The organism is Papillibacter cinnamivorans DSM 12816 (assembly GCF_900176335.1).
Lineage (GTDB): Bacteria > Bacillota > Clostridia > Oscillospirales > Oscillospiraceae > Papillibacter > Papillibacter cinnamivorans.
Window position 1 is genome coordinate 1 of the sequence record NZ_FWXW01000013.1, and the last position, 22008, is coordinate 22008.

A 22008-nucleotide genomic window follows, 5' to 3' on the forward strand; every position below is an offset into this window, starting at 1 on the left:
TCCCGGCATAGGCGTCGTCAAGAATCTGGATGAAGCAGGGACGGTGCTGAAAGCCCTGTTCAACGGCGCGGAGACCCTGACCCCGGCCCTTGCCGCGGCGGCGAAGATAAGCCCCGAAGCCGCCGAGTGGCTGATGAAAGGAATCGCAAAGTACGGCGACACGGTGACCGATCTGCTGCACGGCGCCGCGAAAAACGCTGACGATGCCGCCGAATGGGGCCTTCTCGTCTCCGCCGTCCGGAAAGCGGAGGACTCCGGCGGCATCCTCAAGTCCGCCGACGAGCTCATTGAGGGCGCGGGGGATGCAAAAAGCATTCTAAATTCTGGAAGTAAAACTGATGCATTAAAATCAGTTGAGGATTTACCATCTAATATTCAGCCTAAAATTAAGAGCTTCTTTAAGGGTGGCTCGAACAGCTATATTGATTTTTCCGTCGAGCCGATGGAAAATGGGAGCTACATGGTTAAGATGACCAAGCCCGGAAATGTACCGGGTTCAAAAGCAAGCTATTACAAAGTAATTGACTATAACGGAAATACAATTAGGGTATACAAAGAAACTTATGATCCCGCAGGAAACTTAGTTCATGTCAAAGATAAGTAAGAGAAGGTGAAACAATTGGTAACTAATTATTTGGACATGTTCAAAAATCTTCAAATTTCTAAAAAAGAACTCAGTAATAAACTGGGGGGTAATTTGCATGTAGTCAAGCTCGAAAAACCAGTGACAATATTTAATACTGATGTCATAAACGTTTTGAGAGCAATAAGAGACGGTCGAATTACATTGAACCAATTGCTTGATTGGGTTAATACCGTTTGGTTTACAGATTTGTACGAATACGATGATGAATATTCTGATTCAATAGCAAGCGTCTTGGACAAATTGGAAGATTTGGACGAGGAGTACAGAAAGTTAACAAAATCTGATATCGAAAAGTATATTAATGCCCTTTCAGAAAATAAAGAAGTGTAGAGTAGACGCCCCGCAGTACTTCTCTTGGACACACGCGGTTTTCTGTAAAACATGATCCCTAACCGGGTCTATCACTTGGAATTTGACCCCGATGGTGAGTGCCTTTCAGTCAGTACTGTGGGCTGATGTGAGCCGCGCCGGGGCCGCTTGCGGCCCCGGCGCTTTATCCAGCTTTATTTTCTACGCGGTAGATTTGCCCGATTTGAGTGGAACAGGGTAAAATTAATTAAACAAAGGCACAGTATGCTTGCTTCCACGGACGTTTCCCCCCCCCCCCCGCCCTGGCCGCCGCGGCGAAGATAAGTCCCGAAGCCGCCGAGTGGCTGATGAAAGGAATCGCAAAGTACGGCGACACGGTGACCGATCTGCTGCACGGCGCCGCGAAAAACGCGGACGACGCCGCCGAGTGGGGCCTTCTCGTCTCCGCCGTCCGGAAAGCGGAAGACTCCGGCGGCATCCTCAAGTCCGCCGCCAGGAACGCCGATGAGCTCGCCGAGGACGCGGGAAAGATTTTTACCCAAGGGTCGAAGATACCGGACGAACTTTTGAAAACCAAACCATCAAATCCTCCTGTTGTTAACAGATGGCTTGAGGGTGGAGGAAAAATTGAAATAAATGATAACGGAATGTGGAAATATACCAACTCAAAGGGGGCTTCGGTTACGTACAAAAATGGCTATCCCGATTTCAAACGTTCTGGTCATGTTGTCCAGGAAGTTGATATCGGCCCTTTCAGAGAACGTTCCGCTGACTTTAGACTTGCCGACCAATTAGCGCCAAATGGCCCTAAAAACCTGCGTAATACATGGCATCACCACGAGGATGGAAGAACGTTACAGGAGGTTAATCGGCGTACTCATGAAATGTTTAGCACAAAGGCGACATTTCAATCATGAAGAAAGGTAGGAAGTAACTGTATGGCAATCCAAGGCTTTGGAGCAGCAAATCCGAACGATATCAGAATATTTGAAGCACACAATGGTATCTATTTACCAAACGATTACGTGAAGTTTTTACTCACTTATAATGGTGGGGTTGTTAAACCCACTGATGAAAACTCCATTTATATTGAGGACTTGAACGCAACTGTGAATGTGGACGTCTTCTTTGGAGTAAAGACCAAAGATCCTGAACTAGATGTGCAACTGTGGTTAAATGATTATAAAAGCGACATGCCGCAGGGCACAATAATTGTTGGTGATAGTCACCAACACGGATTTATTGTTTTGTTATGTACTGGTGAAGAAACCGGTGTTTATTATTGGGATCACGCCTATGAATTTCCAAATTCAAATGATGAATCAAATACGTATTATATCGCAGACACGTTTACAGAGGTTGTAAAAAATCTCCTATAATTCTTATTCAGTGGCCCAGATGAGGAAAGCCTTTCAGCCCGTGAAAACAAAGGGACGGTCCTTCTGTTTTGTACAACCAGAAGGACCGTCCCTTTTATACCTGGACCTCTATAACCGGTACGTCCCTCTTCCCCAGGAAACGGTTGCTTCCCGGGAGGAAGAGGGATATACTGGAAACGGGGAAACCTCCCACGGGGCAGACGGTACGTACAGTCTCGCGGACGTTTCCCTCTGGGAATCCCCGGATTACCAAACGGCGCGGGATGGGCAGACAAAGGGCACGGATTCGGGCAGGGCGGAGGAGTACCTTGCGGAGGCTCTCCGGCAGGTGATACTGGGGAACTATACCGACGATGTGACGCTTTTGGGAACCGCCCTGCAAATTGGTATGAGTCTTGAGGCAAAGGAAGACGGACCCAGCCCGCCTCAGCCCGAAGCTGATTGCGCCCCAATGCGTTGTCGTCCTTGGCGGGCGCGAGCCCGCCTGCGTCCTCCGCCTTTTGAGACACAATCATCTCCAGGGCGGAGGTCGAAGAGTTTTCGGGGGCCTGACGTGTTGATGACAAGGCAGACGACGAAGCTTTACTTTTCGTAAGGCAAGGAGGATAACGCAGTCATCGGCGCGTCAGATCTCCGAAAACCGGACGGGTTCCGTCTCCCTTTGCCTCGTGGGCGCCGATACGGCCATGGATATCCGTGACCTGGCCTACGACTTAACCCACTGGAAATGGGACAAGGAACACATCGCCCAGACGGTACTGGACGCGGTGGGACTGATTCCCGGCATAGGCGTCGTCAAGAATCTGGATGAAGCAGGCACGGTGCTGAAAGCCCTGTTCAACGGCGCGGAGACCCTGACCCCGGCCCTTGCCGTCGCGGCGAAGATAAGTCCCGAAGCCGCCGAGTGGCTGATGAAAGGAATCGCCAAATACGGCGACACGGTGACCGATCTGCTGCACGGCGCCGCGAAAAACGCGGACGATGCGGCCGAATGGGGCCTTCTCGTCTCCGCCGTCCGGAAAGCGGAAGACTCCGGCGGCATCCTCAAGTCCGCCGCCAGGAACGCCGTCGAAACCCTCGACGCCGCCCAAAGCTCCGCCAAGTCCGCCGACGAGCTTCTTGAGAGCGCGGGGAACGTAGGCAAGATAATAACCAAAATCGAGTATAAGCCTTCCTCCGGGGTAATCCTCAAAGCAAATCCTGATAAAACGACTACCATTCTTGGCAGCTTTGATAAGGACATGAAAAATATTGTAAACGAAATGGGCAATGTGAAGTCTACCTATTTCGGAGCGAAAAAAGGCGGGTTCAATGTCCTTAATGTGCCAGATGACATGTACAAAAGTGCCGATCAGTTCTGGAACGATGTTAACAAACCATGGCTGGATGAAGTTATCAACCGGGGAGACGACATTGTTTTGGCAACTAAGCCGACAGGAAGAGCTATTTCCTACATTGACATCAATACTGGTAAGGAAAAAATAACTGGATTTGGTCGTGAATATAAGTACTTACTTGATAATGGCTACGATTATGATGTACTTACTAATATGATGATTAAGAAATGAGGAATGAAAATGTTAAATGATTATGCAGAGCTTGTAAAGAAAAGCCTTGCACCTATGATACGTCAATATGGATTTCAATTTGCACAACTTGATAGCGATGAAATGTTTCTGATCGGAAAAGGATTTGCGTTGTACGTCTTTATAGACAGACGAGACAGGCGAGGAGATATCTGGTATGTTTCCCTTGATCCTAAAGGGATAATCCGCGCTCATACTTTGATGTATGTCTTTGCGGACAGGTTTACATCGATGGACAGGGCAGCAGCAGGATATCCCCTGCCTCAAGAGGCTACAGATGAATACATTGCTGCAACATTTCGCGTTGCAAATAAAGGGCTACTTGATCACTGCCACGATATCCTGTCCGGAGACAAAACGTGGTTGAATGGATATCAAGACCAAGAAGGTGAGTCTAGCCGACATATTGCCAGATTCCTCGCACCGTATTTTCGCCGGCAGGGGTATTACGTAAAATCTGAGGAAGAGTGAACGTACAACGATTCCACATTTATTTTAACTCAGCACCCGGAACAGCACCTTGCAAATGCCCTTATGCCGCGATATTTCCGCACCTACAGCACCTGCGGCAGCAAATCCGCCGGTTTACAGCACCTTGGACTGTTTGCGCCACTCCGCGAAAAAAGCCTGCGTTTTCTAAGGAACACCGCCCGGCGCTGCCGGGCGGTGTGACCGCAAGGTGCGGTTCGCCGCACCTTGCTTTATCCTGCTCAGTTTTCAACACGGTAGATTTGCCCGATTTGAGTGGAACAGGGTAAAATTAATTAAACAAAGGCACAGTATGTTTCCTTCCGCGGAGACCCGGATCCCCGCCCTTGCCGCGGCGGCGAAGTCGGGCCCCGCGGCCGCCGAATGGTCGGAAAGCGGGTAAAACCGGAGGTAATGATGTGTTTTAAAACCATATACTTTAAAACAAAGCTCGACAAAGCCCGGATCGAGGCGGTTCTCAGTGGCTGTACGCTGAAATGGAATCTCGCTGGTTTTACGACGGGAAACGTGTTCCTGTCGAAGTTTCGCGGGAATCGGTTTTATCTCACAAAAACCTTCATATCAGGCGCCTTCAGCAGAGGCTCGATCCCTTTTGTCGGCAGAATATTGGAAAGGGAAGCGGGGTCCGTCATCCTCGGAAGATTCAGGCTTCCGATACCGTCGTATCTCATCGCTGCCGGCTTTGCTGCATTTGCGTGGATCAGCAGCGTATCGTCTGCATTCAGACTGCACTCCGCAGCAAACCTTCCAATCATCTTGACGGCGTTGTTTTTCTGGACGCTGGGCCTGTGTTTTCTTTTTATCTTTGTGCCGAATTGGGTTTGCGGGAAGGAAAAGGAGGAGGTTCTGAAATTCATCCGGACACGACTGGAGGCCGAGCCGGCGGAAAAGGAAGAAACCCTGGACGGGCGATAACCCCGGATTTAAAAAAGAAAAGGGCGGACAGTATGTGTCTACTGTCCGCCCTTCCGTATTCTCCGACCAAACGTCGGATGTATTCCATCCCCGCAGGTTTGTTTACATTCCGCTAATCAGCCAGTGCTCGGCTTCAACGCGGTCCTTGAAAAAACGATACTGGCTGCCTCTGTTGGTTTCCGACAGCAGATCACGGAACCGCGCGCCCAGTTCCTTCAGTTCCGGCAGCAGAATAGCGGTTTTCACCGAGTAATTGACCAGCTTCTGCAAAACCGCTCCGGCGACGCCGGTCTTCAGACGGAAAAATTCCTCCGGAAGCGCTTCGCTGTGAAGCATCAGAAGATTTGTGTCCTTCTCGCCGCAAATGGAGACAAGATCCAGAGCCTCCTGCTCCGTGCCCACCGGCGACTGGCTGTCGAATACCTCCACATAGGATGCGTTCTCTTTCTGGATCATGCGGAAATCCATTTTGCTTTTTACTTCTATGTCGTCCTGCTCCAGAAGCTGGCTGCGTACGCTCCGGACCCACTCCAGCTCACTTTCGTAGGACAGGGCGATATTTTCGTCCGTGATTCTCCATAAAAGGGCTTCCCGTTCCGTCCTGGGAATGAAGAAGCTGCCCCTGCGCGTTCTTTCCCGGTGCATCAGCAGCCTGACGCGAACCTCGCTTTCATACTTCTCCAAAAGACCGGAAAGTTCTGTTTTATTCAGAAGATCCGCCCAGAGAAGCTGGATCAGGAACGGCTTTTTGAATTCGGGAGGTTCGGGCGAGGCTTTTGTCCATCCCGCCAGCCGGTCCATACCCTTTTGTGTAATGGTGTATACCTTTTTGGACGGAAGGTTCTCCTGCGCCTGCACTTCGCTGACGACAAATCCGTCCTCCAGAAGCTCCAGAAGGGCGGTATAAATTTGATTGTTGTTTCCTGACCAGGGCATGAAAGAGGAATCCCGGATGAGCTTTTTCAGCTCGTATCCGGTCATGGGCTGCAGGCTGAGAAATCCCAGAATCGCGTGCTGAACTGTCATGGCTCTGACTCCTATCTGTAATAACATATGTTAAGAGTAACATAAGATAATGATAACGTCAATAGGAAAAATGAAAAAATTCCGGTGCAAAGTTTTTACACCGGAATCGTTGAATGAAAAAAACGCCTGAGTTATACTGAAAACAAGATCATATCGGTACAAAACATGATGAAAGGCCGGGCGATTAAAAAGAAAGAATCACGGGAAGGGGGCGGGATTCGATTGGAAATTGTGATTTTCTGCTTCAGCGGAACGGGGAATACCCGGTGGACGGCATAGGAGCTGAAAAAACGTCTCGTCTCCGGAAAAAACAAATGCGAATTGATATCGCTGGACCGCCTGAAAACGGTTCCTTATGAAAAGATCCGGTCCGCCGGCGCCGTGGGCTTTGCTTTTCCCGTCTACGGAGCCGATATGCCCCTTATCGTATCCCGGCTTCTGGAGCGGATGGACCCGACGGCGGGCGGTTTTCGGGACAAGCCGGCCTTTGTCCTGACAACCGCGGGCTATGCGGACGCTTACGGCCCCTTTGAGGCGGGAAAAACGATGAGAAAGCACGGGTTCCGCCTGGTTGCCTACGTGAATGTCAGGGTGAGCATCAATATCTCCCTTCCGGGCGGCAAGGCGGCCTTTCCCTCCGCGGCGGTTATGAAGCGGAGATTGGAAAGGGGTGAAAAGGCTCTGGACCGGCTGGCGGGGAAGCTGACGGAGGGGAAGAGGCACATCACGAACGCGGGGCCGAACCTTCTGCCCGGCGCGATGATCCGGAAGGCGACGAAAAAGCGGCAGGAAGAGCAGTATCAGGCGCTCTCCGTCGACAGCACGCGCTGCATCCGCTGCATGTCCTGTGTTAGGGACTGCCCGACGGAAAGCATCATATTTAAAGACGGAGACTTTACCTTCATGCCCTCCTGCACGGCCTGTTTTCGATGTTACAATTTCTGTCCCGCCTTCGCCGTTCTTATAAACGGCCGCTACGCCGCCCCCGAGGGATATGAAAGGTATCAGGGGCCGGAAAGCCTGAAATAGTGCGGCCGGGTTAATGACTGCTTCGACCCGCCGCCGCTCGGGAAATTCAAAAACGAGGCTTTCTTTTCTGCAAAACAAAAAGCAGCCGTAATTAAAGCGCCCGGGAGCATACGTTCCCGGGCGCTTCAGACTGTCGGAAAAGCCTCGCAGAGTTTCGCCACCGGAGCGGCGAAATAAAATTGGATCGTTTTCGGGCGCGGCGTGTACGTGCCCGAAAAACTTCTCAGGCTGCAAGCGTCAAACCGTTCGCCTTTGGCGGACAGCGAGGCGCGCGGCAGACTGCAAGACCTTTTGTCAAAAAAGGCGTTCCGACTTTTTTGACAAGCTTAAGCGCCCGGGAGCATACGTTCCCGGGCGCTCTTTGAGTGTACTTTAGCTCAGGCTGGATACTATTTCTTTGCCACCGCGTGCTTGACCACCTTGGTCAGCTCGCCGAAAACAAAGGGAAGGATACCCAGGCCGATGACGATCTCAACGTCCTCGATGTTGAACTGGGAAAGGCGGAAGATGTCCTGCAGGGCGGGAACGGCCAGCACGATGATCAGCAGGAAGAAGCAGGCGATGGTGGCGAGGTTCAGCTTGGAGTTGGAGAAGAAGCCCAGCTTGAAAGCCGTGTACTTTTCCGAACGGCAGGTATAGGCCCGCATAAGCTCGCTGATAATCATGGTGGCCAGGGCGAAGGTCCGGCCCATGGCGACGTCGTAATAGCCCTCGATCCGGCATCCGATATAGAAGGAACAGAGAATGGCGAAGGTCATGACCGCGCTCTGCACCGCGATGTTGACGATCATGTTTTTGTCGATAATGGGTTCGTTGGGGTTGCGCGGAGGCTCGCCCATGAGGCCGGGTTCCTTGGCTTCCACGCCGAGAGCCAGGGCCGGGAAGGCGTCCGTCAGCAGGTTCACCCACAGCAGATGGATGGGCAGCAGCGGGATATCCCAGTTGAGGAGCATCGCGATGAAGATGATGAGGATCTCGCCCACGTTGCAGCTCATGAGGAAGAAGACGAATTTGCGGATGTTGCTGTAGATAACGCGGCCTTCCTCCACGGCGGCGACGATGGAGGCAAAGTTGTCGTCTGTGATGATCATGTCCGCGCTTTCCTTAGTGACGTCGGTTCCGGTGATGCCCATGGCCACGCCAATGTCCGCGCGCTTGAGGGCGGGCGCGTCGTTGACGCCGTCCCCCGTCATGGCGGCGATGCCGCCGTTGTCCTTCATGGCCTGCACGATGCGCACCTTGTGCTCGGGGGAGACCCGGGCGTATACGCTCACGGTTTTGGCGGCCTCGTCGAATTCTTCCTGGGTCATCTTATTGAGATCGGGGCCCGCCAGCACCTGGTCGTCCGTCTCGATGATCCCCAGCTCCATGGCGATGGCTGCCGCGGTGTCGCGGTAGTCGCCGGTGATCATGACCACGCGGATTCCGGCGGTCTTGCAGATCTTGATGGCTTCGATGGCTTCCGGGCGCGGCGGGTCTATCATGCCCACGAGGCCGCAGAAGATAAGGTCCTTCTCGTCGGTTTCCGAGGTGGGTTCCTCGGGAATTTCGGAAACCACCTTGTAGGCCATGCCCAGAACGCGCAGGGCCTGCCGGGAGAGCTTCTTGTTTTCCGCGGCGATCATTTCCAGGTCGGCGGGAGTGAGAGGCTCCACCGTGCCGTCACGGCGCATGATTTTGGTGCTGCGGTCGATGAGTACGTCGGTCGCGCCTTTTGTAAAGGCCACCAGTGTTCCGTCCGCCGCCTTGTGGAAGGTGGTCATCAGTTTTCGGTCGGAGTCGAAGGGGATTTCCTGAAGCCGGGGCTGGGCCTTGTTAAGGGCGGCGCTGTCGATGCCCGCCTTGGCGGCGGCCACAATCATGGAGCCTTCGGTGGGGTCTCCCTTGATGCGCCACTCGTCCGCGCCGTCTTCCGTATTGTGCTCAAGGCGGGAGTCGTTGCAGAGGGCCTGGATCTCCAGAAGCCGGGAGATGGCGGGCTCGGAGGAGAGGATCACGGGGGTCCCTCCGACGGTGAGAGCTCCCTCCGGCTTGTAGCCTTTGCCCTCTACGTCGATTTCCGCGCCCGGGACGAACATCTTAACGATGGTCATCTGGTTCTGGGTCAGGGTGCCGGTCTTATCCGAGCAGATTACCGTGGTGCTGCCCAGGGTTTCCACCGCGTGAAGCTTTTTCATGATGGAGTTGTGCTTCACCATGCGCTGCATGCCCATGGCCAGCACGATGGTCACCACGGCGGGAAGACCTTCCGGAATGGCGGCCACGGCCAGGCTGATTGCGGTCATGAACATCTCAAGGACGGGCTCGCCTCTGAGCAGTCCCATGACGAATACCACGGCGCAGATAATAAGACACGCGGTGCCCAGGAGCTTTCCCATCTGAGCCAGCTTTTTCTGCAGGGGAGTGTCCTCCTGGGGAGCTTCGGCGATCATGGTTGCGATCTTGCCCATGACGGTGCTCATGCCCGTGAGGGTCACGATACCGGCGCCGCGGCCGTAGGTGATGACGGTGCTCATGAATCCGAGGTTAATCTGGTCGCCCAGCCCGATGTCCCCGGATAGCTCCGCCTTGGCGTCCTTTTCCACGGGGACGGATTCGCCGGTGAGCGCCGCCTCCTCGATTTTCAGGTTCACGCTGTTGGTGAGCCTCACGTCGGCAGGCACATAGTCGCCGGTCTCCAGAATGACCAGATCTCCGGGGACCAGCTCGCGGGAAGGGATCGTAACGGGCTCGCCGTCACGGATGACCTTAGCGTTGGGCGCAGACATCTTCTGGAGCGCTTCCAGCGCTTTGCCGGCGCTGTATTCCTGGTAAACGCCCAGGACCGCGTTGATGATGACGATGGCGATGATGATGATTGAGTCGGTCACTTCACCCACAAAGATGGATACCACGCTGGCGATGATTAGGATCATGACCATGTAATCCTTAAGCTGGTCGAGGAACATCTTGAAGATGCTGTCTCCCTCTTTGTGGGCCAGCTCGTTGGGGCCGTATTTTTCCAGGCGTTCCGCCGCCTCTTTGGAAGTAAGGCCTTTTTCCCCGTCGGTCCCCAGCTCCCGGCACACCTCCTGTACGCTCTGCTGGTACCATGGTGATTTGTCCAATTGCTACACCTCTTTCAACTTGTTGATGATCGCGGCTCCTCCCGTTTCCCCTACGGTGATCTGCCCAATGAAGATACCTTCCTTTCTCACGCCGGATGGTTTGGCACGGACCTGCACGGCTGATGCAAATAAAATAAACCCCGTGAGATATTCGGATAGTCGACCGGATGCGCTTCCAAAATAAAAAATATGCCTCGGGATTCCCGGGACATTGAAATAAAACGGGCATACAGTACGCCGACGACGCCCGGTAGACATCAATGCCTGCAATCGGAACCCGTTGCCTGGAAACGGGAAAGTCCGCGATCCGAAAAATCTGCGGACGCTGCAGCCTTGCCGGGAAACGAATGGGTCTGTCTTACTGCCTGGTCTGATATTACATTCTGAAAGGATTGAAAATGGAGCAAAGGGCGCTGTTTAAGATAGATGTATTATAGCATATAATATATGTTTCATCAAGTTTTTTTCAAGGCGTATTGGATCAATAGGGTAAAATATTCTGTGAAATGGATGCTAAAAAGACGTATTTTAAAAGGAAAATGTACGATAACCGAACAGATTCACTGAACCGGATCCATAAGAGCGCCGCGACGGGGAGGTCTGGAAATTGCGGCGGTCTGGTTTCGGCCGGAGAGAAGACGAACCAGAAAGCGGGAAAAGAAGCCCGGACGGCGGCCGGGAGGAAAACCCGATGCCTGTCCCTTTGAGCCCCGGAGCACCGCATTGACTTTTATCCAATATTTATATATTCTATTAGGGAACTGGCTTGAGCATATGGACGGTATGCTGTTGTGATCCGGATTCGCTCGTGCGGGACAACCCCGCCGATGCCGGATGAATACGAAAACGTTTGAAGGAGGACGGCTTTGAAGTGGTCCTCCGTTTTTAAAAAACAGCCGCTGCAAAAGCGCAGAAGGCGGGACCGGGACTGCAGACGAGAGGCGTGACATAAATTTGAGACGGGTTTCTATTGCGCAGAAATACGACGACCTGAAGCATCTGGCCGGGAAAACACAAGAGAGTACGGGGACCTGTCCCCGGTGACCTTCTGCTACGCCGGTTCTCTGACGCGGCACAAGGGCGTCCATCTTCTGCTGGATGCCTTTCGCGGTCTGAAGGGCGACGGAACCGGGCTGCTGATTTACGGTTCCGGTCCCGGCGAGTACGAGCGCCGGCTGCGCGCTCTGGCGGGGGACGACGGGCGTATCCGGTTTATGGGCGTCTATGCTCCGGAGGATACGGCGTCCGTGTTCGGCGGATGTGACGTCGTCGTGATCCCCTCCGTCTGGTATGAAAACTATCCGCTGGTGATGCACGAGGCGCTCATGAGCCGCGTGCCGGTGCTGGCCTCGGGGATCGGCGGCATGAGTGAAAAAATCAAAGACGGATGGAACGGAAACACCTTCCGGGTAGGGGACGTGGAAGACCTCCGGCAGAAAATGCGGGATATCGTCGCCCATCCCTCGGTTCTCAACCAGTATAAGGAGAACCTGTCCGGCCTGCTGCTGCCCACCGTGGAACAGGAAGCGTCCCGGTATCTGAAAATCTTTGAAGAACTGAAACTGTCCCGGGAACGCGCCTGAGTGCGGATGTGAACCACCTGTCGGAGAACGCATAAAAGAGGAAATGCGCCTGAAGAACCGTCATAAGCAGGTTCTGCATGGAAGTTCCGGCAGCAGCTCCGAGAGGTCCCCGATGATCCGGTCCGGATGAACGGCCTCTTCTGCCGTCGGCCCGTCCCGGCCGCCGCGGAACAAAACGGAATAGATCCCCAGCGCCATGGGAGGCTCGATGTCCCACACGGGGTTGTCCCCAACCATCCAGACGTCCCCGGCGGCGAGGCCAAGAAGCTCCATAGCATGCTCGAAAATCCTCTTGTCCGGCTTGCTGAAGCCCACCTCCGTGTCGATGAGGACGGCGTCAAAAAAGGGCTCCAGTCCGAAGCGGCGCAGTTTTTCCCGCTGCACCTCGGAGGCGCCGTTGGTGACGAGCCCCAGGCGATATCCCCGCTTTTTCAGCTCCGATAGCGTTTCATAGGTGTGGGGCAGCAGGCGGATGAGGTTTTCCTTATAAGCGGAATACCGGTCGGCGAGCTCCAGGGCCAGGTCCCTGCCGCCGATGCCCAAAGCGGGCAGCGTCAGCAAAACGATTTCCCGCCTTGCCTCCGTGAGGTTTTCCCGTCTCCGTTTGTGCCGCGCGCCGTCGCCCCAGTACCATGTCCGTGTTTTCTTCAGTTCGTCAAAAAGCAGGGACGGATCCGCCGGCAGAGAATGCTCCCGGACCAGGTCCCGGCAGCATTTTTCCCACGCCGGGTCGGATACGCTGTCGAAGGCAATCAGCGTGTCGTCCAGATCGAATAAAATAGCCTTTGGAATCCCCATGTTCTCTCCTCCGCAAAATAATCCCGCCGCGCACGGCGGTCATTCTGCCGCTATTGTATCACAGACAGATCTTCCTAGAAAGAACGGCCGCATGCCGCCCGGAAACCAGGAGAGGGCGCCGGGAGCCGGAAAACGAATGGAGGCGGTGCCGATTCTACCCGTAAACCCGGATAGAAAGGAGTGAATTCCGGATGAATATTCTTGCCGAAAAGGGAAAAGAGGTCCTCGTATCCGTGCTGCCCGTCACGGGTCTGGTGCTTTTGCTGCACGCAACGCTCGCGCCCCTGGATCTTCCGGTCCTTTTTCGCTTTTTGATCGGCGCGGTGCTGGTGACGGCGGGCCTTTCCGTGTTCCTTGTGGGCGTCGATCTCGGAATTACCCCCATCGGCACCTCCATGGGCGCCTCCATCGCAAAGAGCAACAGAGTTTCCGTCGTGCTGCTCTCCGGCCTGGTTCTGGGGTTTGTCGTCTCCGTGGCGGAGCCGGATCTGCATATTCTCGCAGGTCAGGTGGCCGCGGTTACCTCCGGAGCCGTTTCCAAGGCGGCCCTGGTCGCCGCGGTGTCGGCGGGAATCGCCGTGCTTCTTGCCGCGGGGCTCGTGAGAATCGTATATAACGTGCCACTTTATAAGATCCTCGCGGGCCTGTATGGCGGGATCCTGATTCTTTCCCTGTTTGTTTCCCGGGAGTTTTTGGCCGTTTCCTTCGACGCCTCCGGCGCCACCACGGGCGCTTTGACCGTCCCCTTTATTCTGGCCCTTGCCCTTGGCGTTTCCGCCATGAAGAAGGACAGCAAGGCGTCGGAAAAGGACAGCTTCGGCCTGGTGGCCGTGGCCTCCGCGGGCGCCGTGATTTCCGTCATGCTCATGAGTCTTTTCTTCGCTCCCGCCTCCGCCGCGGAAGTCTCCGCCGGCGCGGGGGAGGCCTCCTCCTCCGTCCTGGGGCCCTTTCTTCACGAGTTTCCTGCCGCCGCGTGGGAAATATTCGTCGCGCTGCTCCCCGTCGCTCTTTTGTTTCTCGTCCTGCAGCCGTTGGCATTGCGCCTGTCCCGCCGTATGGTGCGAAGGATCGTCACCGGTATCCTCTTCGCCTTTGCCGGGCTGGTCCTGTTCCTGGCCGGAGTTAACGCGGGCTTTATGACCGTGGGAAGCCAGGTGGGATATACCGTAGCCTCCCTGGAAAATAAAACATGGCTCGTTGCGGTGGGATTCGTCCTGGGCGTATTCACCATCCTTGCCGAGCCGGCCGTCCACGTGCTCACCCGGCAGATCGAGGATGTCACCAGCGGATACGTGAAACGCAGCCTCGTGATGCTGACCCTTTCTTTGGGCGTCGGGGCCGCCGTCGCCCTGTCCATGGTCCGGATTCTGGTGCCGGGGATTCAGCTCTGGCACTACCTTCTTCCCGGATATGTTCTCTCCGTCGCCCTGAGCTTTTTCACCCCCAAGCTCTTCGTGGGCATCGCCTTCGACTCCGGGGGAGTCGCCTCCGGCCCCATGACCGCGACCTTCATCCTGGCCTTTTCCCAGGGAGCTGCTCATGCCTCGGAGGGGGCCAGCGTCCTGGCCGAAGGCTTCGGCATGATCGCCATGGTGGCCATGACGCCCATCGTCGCCCTTCAGCTGCTGGGCCTTGTTTATCGGGTAAAGTCAAGAAAGGAGGATCTTGCGGATGGATAAATGTGAATCCCACGCTGCGGATTTGCTCTGCGTCATTGTGGGCTGCGGGCAGGGAAGCAGAGTGCTGCACATCGCTAAAAAGTGCGGCGTCGCGGGCGGAACGGTCTTTCTGGGAATGGGCACCGTGCGCGGAAGGCTCCTGGAGCTTTTATCCCTTTGCGACGCGAGAAAGGAAATCGTCCTCATGGCGGCGCCGCCGTCCGTTGCCGAAAACGCCTTTGAAACCCTCGGCAGTGAGCTGAAGCTGAAAAAGCACAATCACGGGATCGCCTTTGTCTTGCCGCTGAACCGGGTGATCGGGGCGAGAAGCTGCGGCGATGCCGATAAAAACGTGAGAAAGGAAAATGATGCCATGTACCAGGCCATAACCGTGATCGTGGATAAGGGGAAAGCGGAAGAGGTGATCGCCGCCGCCGAAAAGGCGGGCTCCGCCGGCGGCACGGTCATCAACGCCAGGGGTGCCGGCGTTCATGAAACCGGCAGGCTCTTTTCCATGGAGATAGAGCCGGAAAAGGAAATCGTCCTGATCCTCTCCAGAGCGGAGCTCGCCGAGGCGATCGTCTCCTCCGTCCGCAGCGGGCTGCGCATCGACGAGCCCGGCAGGGGCATCATCTTTGTCCAGGATGTTGCGAAAACCTGCGGGCTTTACGAGTGAGCTGAAAAAGAGATCCGCTTACGGAAGGTCCCCCGGGGAAAGAGCCCCATTTCGATATTTGATCCATTGGAGGCGCAGCCCTTTTGAATGAGCTTTTTAAAATCTGGAGCATCGTCTGCCCCCTGGTATTTCTGGCCGGTTTTGTGGATTCCATCGCGGGTGGAGGCGGCCTGATCTCTTTGCCGGCGTATCTTCTCGCCGGACTCCCGGCCCATACGGCGGCGGGGACCAACAAGCTGGCCGCCAGCGTTGGCACCCTCTGCGCCGCCGTCCGCTATATAAGAGCGGGGAAGATCGATATCCGGGTGTCGCTGCTGGCCGCTTTGGGTTCCTTCGGCGGAGCCGCCTTGGGAAGCAGCCTGGCCCTGATGGTTTCCGACGCCGCGCTGAAGCTCCTGATGCTGGCAGCTCTGCCCGCGGTGGCGGTCTTTTTGATATTCAGGCGGGATTTCGGCAAAGAAGGCGGACAGGAAAAAGAGCTGCCGGAGCGAAAACGGGTCCTTTTCTCGGTGCTCATCGGATTGGGCATCGGCTGCTACGACGGGCTCATCGGTCCCGGTACGGGCACCTTTCTTCTTCTGGCCTTCACCGCCGTCATGGGCTTCGACCTGCTCAAATCCACCGGCTGCGCCAAGGTGGCAAATCTTGCCTCCAACCTTGCATCCATTCTTGTCTTTCTCATAGGAGGAAAGATTTATTTCGCCGTGGCCCTGCCCGCCGCCGCCTGCACCGCCGCCGGCAGCCTTGTGGGAACAAAGCTGGCTCTGGCCGGGGGCAGCCGGTACGTCCGGTATGTGGTCTTTATGGTGCTGGGCATTCTCTTCGTAAAGACGGCCTGGGGATTTTTTGCCTGAAAAACAGACTCGGTACGGAAATGAGGAACCTGGATGATATTTGACAGCCATGCGCATATGGACGACTCCGGCAGCCGGCAGAGATACGACCCCCCGGAGAAGATCATCGCCATCATGGACGCCGCCGGCATCGACATGGCGGTGGTCAGCTCTTACCGGAACGCTTCCGGAGACGACCCCCGTATCCTGGAATATGTGGCCGAGGGCGCGGCCGGATATCCCGACCGGCTGATTCCCTATGTGCGCCTCAGCCCCTGGTCCGGGCGGTACGCCCTGGAGACCCTGGACCGCGCGGTGAAGGAATTTCGCTTCCGGGGCGTCAAGCTCAATCCGGCCGGCTATGACCTGCATCCCTCCGGGGACATCACCGTGGAGATCTTCCGGAAGGCGGCGGAATATGACGTGCCCGTCCTGGTCCACTGCGCCGACGAGGCCATGTGCCTTCCCCTGCAGTATGAGGCGGCGGTGGAACAAAGCCCGGAAACCCGCGTGATCCTTGCCCATATGGGCGGCGCCTTCCATTTTCAGGACGCCCTGCGGGTCTGTCAGCGCCACCGGAACGTCTATATGGACACCAGCGCCATGCCCTTCGTGGAGCATGTCCGCCGCGCCGTCCGGGAGCTGGGTCCCGGCAGGGTCCTCTTCGGAACGGGCATCCCCATGGGAAACGCCCTGCTGGAGATCGAAAAGGTCCGGCATGCAAACCTGGGGAAGCAGGCGGAGGAGCGCGTGTTCTTCCGGAACATCATGGGAATCCTCCGTATAAAGCGGGAAGAGGAGGCGGTGGACCATGGTAATTGACGCTCACGCAAGGATCGGGGAGAGTTTTGACCGCAGGCACGGGAAGCTGGAAGAATACATCGGCCTCATGGAGCAAAACAGAATCGACAGAGCGCTCCTGTGCCCTCAAAAGCCCCTTTCCTACCGCGTGGAGGATGGAAACGACACGGTGGAGCGGGCGATGTCCGACTATGCCCACCTGTTTTGGGGGGCCGCGCGCCTGGACCCATGGAAAGGGGATCAGGCCATCCGGGAGCTGGAGTTAAGGTTGAAGACGCCCGGATTTGTGGCGGCTTATCTAAACCCCTGGGAGGACAGCTTCCGCTGCAACGACGAGGCGGTGCTGCCCATGTACGCAGCCCTGGAGCAGAAAAACGTGCCGCTGGTCCTGGAAGCGGGTTATCCGTGGGTTTCCCATATCTCGCAGATCGGGGAGCTGGCGCTTTTGTATCCCCGCCTCAGGATTCTTGCAACCAACGCCGGGCAGCTGGACCTTTCCGGCCTCACCTTCGGAAACGTAGGCTACCTTCTGGGCCGCTGCCCTAATTTGTTTATCGGCACCGCCTCCTGCAGCGGCTCGGCATGGCTGAAGGACATGGCGGAAAACGTATCGCCGGGACGGGTGGTGTTCGAAACGGGATACCCCCGCTGCGAGCCCTGGACGGAAAAGCGCCGCATCGAGCTTCTCCCGGTTTTCCCGGAAATCAAAAAGGAGATCTTTTCCTCCGACCTTCTCCGTTTTCTCTTCGGCGCCTGATCGGGAAAAAACGGCCCCGCCCCCAAAGACGGGGCCGTTTCAGCGCAAAACCTCTCAAACGCCGCATAAAGTACGTTTTCGCAGACTTATTGAGCCCCTCAAACTTAAACCCGGAGAACCGCGATTGCGGGCTGAAAAACAGACCTCTTGCCACCGGGCTGTCAGTGCGCTCGAAACTACTAATAGTCAATTACCCATTAAGAGCGCCACAGGAGTACCCTTCCCCGGAGCTCCAAGAGGCCTCGGCCTCCTGGCATCCTTTTGGTGACGTTTCCTATGCGGGAAAAGTTACCCCCGGCGGAAAGCGCGCGGCTCCCGTCCAAAGCTTTGGTTATTGCGCTTTCTTAAATAACGATAAAACCAAGGAAGACCCGCTTGACAAATCGGTGCGGAGATGATACATTTCGATTAGTGTATATACACTATACTGATGCGGGGGGAGCGGGAAAGCATGGTCTCGACAGAACAGAGGATCCAAAGCAAGGCATACGAGCTGGGATATATAAAATGCGGTATCGTCTCCATCGAAGAGCTGGAGGAGTACGAACGGCGCCTGGAGGAACGGATGGAAAAGGTGCCGGAAGCGTCGAAGAAGTTCTACGAGAGGCAAAAACGCCTGACAAACACGAAAATACGGGAACAGTTCCCCTGGGCGCGGTCCGCCGTCGTCGTGGCGGCGCACTATGGCAGGTATAAGATTCCGGAAACCCTGAAGGGTCATATCGCAAAATATTATTTGTTTGATTTTCGTGTCCGGTCTGAAAAAGCGGAATACGAAAGATTTGCCGAGATGGAAGATTTTCTGGGTCAGCTGGGTCTCCAGACCGCGTCGAACCAGAAATTCGGCGTCTTTTCTCTCCGCTGGGCCGCGATGAAAGCGGGGCTCGGCGTCATCCGCAACAACAATTTTTTTTACACGGAACACGGCTCCTGGGTGAACCTGGACGGCTGGCTCATCGATCAGAAAATGGAGCTCAGGGAAACCGCCCGACTTCCCGCCTGTCCCCCCGGTTGTACCCGCTGTGTAAGCGCCTGCCCCAGCGGTTCTCTCTCCGCGCGGCTCACCATGTCCCCCTGCGACTGCATTTCCTATCTGACCACTTTCGGCGGACGGGACCTGCCGAAGGATGCGCACCGCGGACAGTTCGGCCCATGGATCTACGGCTGTGACGCCTGCCAGGACGCGTGCCCCATGAACAAGGGAAAATGGGAAGAAAAATATGAGTATTCCGGCCTTAAGGAGCTGGAACTGTATCTTTCACTGGAAGAAATTCTGAACATGGACGAGGAATTTTACAAACGGAAGATACAGCCGAAATTTTTCTATATCGGCGCGGACGAACTCTGGAAATGGAAGGTGAACGTCCTGTGCTATATGCGCAATAATTACCAGGAGAGCTACAAGCCCAGTATCGCCGCCGCCCGCGAAAGCGAAAACGAGAAGGTACGGGAGATGGCGCGGCTGGTCTCGGAAGAACTTCATATAGCGTAAAAGGCCGGTATCCGCGATACCCGGCCAAAACTGCAAAAAGCCCGGCGAAAGCCGGGCATTTTTGCAGAAATAAAAAGTTACCCCCGGCGGGGAGCGCGCCGCTCCCGTCCAAACCTTCGTAATCAATATTTTTTAAGACAGGAACTCCATTTTTGAGCCCGCGACCGGCCTTTCAACAATCGGCCATAAGCGGCTCAGGAAATCTGCTAATACCTCCTGCCTGCGGCGTCGAAGAAGATAGTAAGGCAAACCATGCCTTTACGCAGTTAACATAACACATAAAACCACAGGTGAAACATTAGAATCCTGAAATATTTTTAAAAGCCGGTTAACTTGCGAAAGAGTGAATCTTCTTAAACGTCGCACGAGGTACGTTTTCGCAGACCAATTGAGCCCCACTATCCAAAACCCGGAGAGCCCCGATCGCGGGCTGAAAAAAAGACCTCTTGCTATAGAGCTGTATGTGCGTTCGCAACTGCCGAAAGTCAGTCACTGATTGAGAGCGCCCACAAGAGCACCCTCCACGGGAATCCAAAGGGGCCGGAGCCCCTTGGTTTGCTTTTCGTGCCTTTTCCCAAAACGGAAAAGGCACCCCAGCGGAGCGCCGAGCTCCGTCCAAACCTTTCATAAAAAACCAAAAACAAAAAGTTACCCTCGGCGGGGAGCGCGCCGCTCCCGTCCAAACCTTCGTAATCAATCTTTCGGAAATCAAGACTCAAAACGTCGTCCGCAGCCGCCTTTTAAAAACCAAGCCTTGCTTGCAGGCCGCCATGTTTTGCCGTATAATCAGGCTGTCGGGAAATATTTCCCGTAAAAGAAAGCAAAGTGCGGTGAAACCGTTGAAAAAGCAGGACCGATTCGGAATCAACATGAAGCAGTTCATAAGAGATCACGAGGAAGAACTCCGGCGGGGCCTGGAAAACGGCGAGGCGCCGGAAAAACTCATGCGCCTGCACAGGGAAAAGCTCGCCTGGCTCCAGCATGAACGCCTGGTGCATCTTCTGGTGACGCTGACGACCCTTCTGGTCTTTCTTGCCGTAACGGTAGCGCTTGTTCTGAATCCTGGTTTTGTGCAGGGGCTCCTTTTTCTCGCGGTGGCCGTCATCCTGATTTTTTACCTCCTGCATTACTTTCTGCTGGAAAACAGCGTTCAGCACTGGTACCGCCTGTCCGACGAGCTCCGGCGGAAAAGCGGCGATGCGTAATGCCGCCGCCGCAAATCCGCAGCCTGACATAATCCCGGCATGACCCGGCATACTATGGCTGTCTGCCCGTTTTGCGGTTTTAAATGATATGGATATAGAAGGTGCGGATATGAACCTGTTCGACGTGGTGGGGCCCATTATGATCGGTCCCTCCAGCTCCCACACCGCCGGCGCAGTCCAGCTGGGGCGTATTTCCCGCGCCCTTCTGGGAGAGCCTCCCGTTTTCGCCGTAGTCCGGTTTTACGGTTCCTTTGCCAGGACCGGAAAAGGGCACGGGACGGATAAAGCCTTCGTGGGCGGACTTCTGGGCATGGGTATGGACGACGAGCGGCTCCGTAACAGCCTGATCCTCGCAAGGGAAGCGGGACTGGAGGTAACCTTTGACCCGGACAGGGAGGAGAGGCCCAACCGCCATCCCAACAGCGTCACCGCCGTCCTCACCGGCGCGTCCGGCAGGAAGGTCACCGTTTCCGGCGCATCCATAGGCGGGGGAAGCGTGATCATCAGCCGCGTGGACGAATACGATGTTTCCTTCACGGGGGAATACTGCGTTTTCATCGTATTGCACCGGGACACCCCCGGCATGGTTTCCCGCGTTACGGGGGAACTTGCAAAGTCGGGGGTTAATATCGCTCAGATGAAGGTTTACCGCTCCGACAGGGGGGGACACGCCATCATGCTCATTGAAACCGATCAGCCGGTTGACCCGGAAACGGCCCGCTCGGTTGCCGGGCTGCACGATGTTTTCGGGACCATGTCGGCGGACAGGGTTTGAAAGGAGCGGAGGGTATGAAGCCCATCGGAACGATACGGGAACTGCTGGAAATCGCCGGGGAAACAGGGGAGAAGTGTTCCTCCCTCTTTCTTGCCCGGGAGGCGGAGGCCACGGGTGCTACCCGGGAGGAGGTGCGGGAGAAAATGGCCCGCACCCTTCAGGTGATGCGCCAGTCGGTGGAAAAGGGCCTGCGCCCCGGGACAAAGTCGGTTTCCGGCCTTACCGGCGGGGATGCCTGGCGCGTCCGTGAGGCCGGCAGAACGGGAAAACTGCTCATGGGCGGCTTTATGAACACGGCCTGCGCCCGGGCTCTGGCGGTGGCCGAGCAGAACGCCGCCATGGGCCGCATCGTTGCGGCGCCCACCGCGGGCTCCTGCGGGATCCTGCCCGGCGTTCTCCTCACTGTGGGGGAAGCCGTGGGAGCGGGGGAGAAGGAGCTGGTTTCGGCGCTCCTGACGGCCGCGGGCTTCGGACGGGTGATTGCCCTCAATGCCTCCATCTCCGGCGCAGAGGCCGGTTGTCAGGCGGAGTGCGGCTCCGCCGCAGCAATGGCGGCGGCTGCCGCGGTGGAACTGGCGGGCGGAACGCCGGAAATGAGCGCGGAAGCCTGCGCTCTTGCTTTGAAGAACTTTCTGGGCCTGGTCTGCGACCCTGTGGCGGGTCTCGTGGAAGTGCCCTGCGTCAAGCGGAACGCGTTTTGCGCCGCGGCGGCAATAGTGGCGGCGGATATGGCTCTTGCGGGCGTAAAAAGCGTGATTCCCCCGGACGAGGTGATTTCCGCCATGCGGGAAATTGGGCTCGCCCTGCCCGCGTCGCTTCGGGAAACCTCGGAAGGCGGCCTGGCGGCGACTCCCACAGGGAAAAAGATCGCATGGGAATTATTCGGAAAAGAATAGAATCGAAAATGAACAGATTATAAAAATTATTGCAAACAAATTGCATAT

The 22008-nt window shown here is 55.8% G+C and carries 21 protein-coding genes; 17 read left to right on the forward strand and 4 right to left on the reverse strand.

From position 1 onward, the window contains the following. The 6 genes from B9A13_RS14175 to B9A13_RS13235 all read left to right on the forward strand — a co-directional run. Positions 1-604: hypothetical protein (locus tag B9A13_RS14175; protein ID WP_200809730.1), on the forward strand; the 604-nt coding region annotated here is incomplete at its 5' end. Positions 605-619: 15 nt separating this feature from the next. Continuing rightward, positions 620-976, forward strand: coding sequence for a hypothetical protein (locus tag B9A13_RS13210; RefSeq protein WP_084235635.1), 357 nt, complete (start codon positions 620-622; stop codon positions 974-976). A 326-nt stretch (positions 977-1302) separates the two neighbouring features. Beyond that, on the forward strand, positions 1303-1872 hold the full coding sequence (locus B9A13_RS13215) for an HNH endonuclease (protein ID WP_084235636.1): 570 nt from the start codon (positions 1303-1305) through the stop codon (positions 1870-1872). 21 nt (positions 1873-1893) lie between these two features. Next, complete coding sequence (locus B9A13_RS13220; RefSeq protein WP_084235637.1) at positions 1894-2334, forward strand: SMI1/KNR4 family protein; 441 nt, start codon at positions 1894-1896, stop codon at positions 2332-2334. A 686-nt stretch (positions 2335-3020) separates the two neighbouring features. Beyond that, entirely contained in the window at positions 3021-3902 is an 882-nt protein-coding gene (locus tag B9A13_RS14330) for a hypothetical protein (RefSeq protein ID WP_200809731.1), read from the forward strand. Positions 3903-3911: 9 nt separating this feature from the next. Next, positions 3912-4391, forward strand: coding sequence for a hypothetical protein (locus B9A13_RS13235; RefSeq protein WP_084235639.1), 480 nt, complete (start codon positions 3912-3914; stop codon positions 4389-4391). Positions 4392-4948: 557 nt separating this feature from the next. Here the strand turns inward: B9A13_RS13235 and B9A13_RS14005 are convergent. Then, positions 4949-5266 carry a hypothetical protein gene (locus B9A13_RS14005; protein ID WP_143807032.1) on the reverse strand — a complete coding sequence of 106 codons (318 nt, stop codon included), beginning with the start codon at positions 5264-5266 and terminating at the stop codon, positions 4949-4951. A 160-nt stretch (positions 5267-5426) separates the two neighbouring features. Then, positions 5427-6350, reverse strand: a complete 924-nt coding sequence (locus B9A13_RS13245; RefSeq protein ID WP_084235641.1) for a PadR family transcriptional regulator — start codon at positions 6348-6350, stop codon at positions 5427-5429. A 282-nt stretch (positions 6351-6632) separates the two neighbouring features. Here B9A13_RS13245 and B9A13_RS13255 point away from each other — a divergent pair, with 282 nt between their 5' ends. After that, positions 6633-7379, forward strand: coding sequence for an EFR1 family ferrodoxin (locus B9A13_RS13255; RefSeq protein ID WP_278309019.1), 747 nt, complete (start codon positions 6633-6635; stop codon positions 7377-7379). Between the two features lie 389 nt (positions 7380-7768). Here the strand turns inward: B9A13_RS13255 and B9A13_RS13260 are convergent, their stop codons facing one another. After that, a complete protein-coding gene (locus tag B9A13_RS13260) occupies positions 7769-10486 on the reverse strand; it encodes a cation-translocating P-type ATPase (RefSeq protein ID WP_084235644.1) in 2718 nt (905 codons plus the stop codon). Positions 10487-11526: 1040 nt separating this feature from the next. On the opposite strand from B9A13_RS13260, the gene B9A13_RS13270 reads away from it, so the two are divergent. Further along, positions 11527-12069, forward strand: coding sequence for a glycosyltransferase (locus B9A13_RS13270; RefSeq protein ID WP_159448149.1), 543 nt, complete (start codon positions 11527-11529; stop codon positions 12067-12069). A gap of 60 nt (positions 12070-12129) precedes the next feature. Here B9A13_RS13270 and B9A13_RS13275 read toward each other — a convergent pair whose 3' ends face one another. Then, entirely contained in the window at positions 12130-12867 is a 738-nt protein-coding gene (locus B9A13_RS13275) for an HAD family hydrolase (RefSeq protein ID WP_084235647.1), read from the reverse strand. Between the two features lie 191 nt (positions 12868-13058). Here B9A13_RS13275 and B9A13_RS13280 point away from each other — a divergent pair, with 191 nt between their 5' ends. The 9 genes from B9A13_RS13280 (at position 13059) to sdaAA (ending at position 21960) form a co-directional block, all read left to right on the forward strand. After that, positions 13059-14546, forward strand: coding sequence for a DUF1538 domain-containing protein (locus B9A13_RS13280; RefSeq protein ID WP_084235648.1), 1488 nt, complete (start codon positions 13059-13061; stop codon positions 14544-14546). Beyond that, positions 14539-15201 (forward strand): P-II family nitrogen regulator, encoded by a 663-nt coding sequence (locus tag B9A13_RS13285; protein WP_084235649.1) that lies wholly within the window; start codon positions 14539-14541, stop codon positions 15199-15201. Before B9A13_RS13280 ends, B9A13_RS13285 begins: the two co-directional genes overlap by 8 nt. A gap of 83 nt (positions 15202-15284) precedes the next feature. Then, on the forward strand, positions 15285-16055 hold the full coding sequence (locus B9A13_RS13290; RefSeq protein ID WP_084235650.1) for a TSUP family transporter: 771 nt from the start codon (positions 15285-15287) through the stop codon (positions 16053-16055). Positions 16056-16088: 33 nt separating this feature from the next. Beyond that, a complete protein-coding gene (locus B9A13_RS13295) occupies positions 16089-16856 on the forward strand; it encodes an amidohydrolase family protein (RefSeq protein ID WP_084235651.1) in 768 nt (255 codons plus the stop codon). Continuing rightward, a complete protein-coding gene (locus tag B9A13_RS13300) occupies positions 16846-17592 on the forward strand; it encodes an amidohydrolase family protein (protein WP_084235652.1) in 747 nt (248 codons plus the stop codon). The genes B9A13_RS13295 and B9A13_RS13300 overlap by 11 nt, the downstream gene beginning before the upstream one ends. A gap of 451 nt (positions 17593-18043) precedes the next feature. Beyond that, positions 18044-19084 carry an epoxyqueuosine reductase gene (locus B9A13_RS13305; protein ID WP_084235653.1) on the forward strand — a complete coding sequence of 347 codons (1041 nt, stop codon included), beginning with the start codon at positions 18044-18046 and terminating at the stop codon, positions 19082-19084. 830 nt (positions 19085-19914) lie between these two features. Next, positions 19915-20289, forward strand: a complete 375-nt coding sequence (locus B9A13_RS13315; RefSeq protein ID WP_143807033.1) for a hypothetical protein — start codon at positions 19915-19917, stop codon at positions 20287-20289. A 109-nt stretch (positions 20290-20398) separates the two neighbouring features. Further along, complete coding sequence (sdaAB, locus tag B9A13_RS13320; protein ID WP_084235656.1) at positions 20399-21064, forward strand: L-serine ammonia-lyase, iron-sulfur-dependent subunit beta; 666 nt, start codon at positions 20399-20401, stop codon at positions 21062-21064. Positions 21065-21087: 23 nt separating this feature from the next. After that, entirely contained in the window at positions 21088-21960 is an 873-nt protein-coding gene (gene sdaAA, locus B9A13_RS13325; RefSeq protein ID WP_084235671.1) for an L-serine ammonia-lyase, iron-sulfur-dependent, subunit alpha, read from the forward strand. Positions 21961-22008 lie beyond the last annotated feature (48 nt).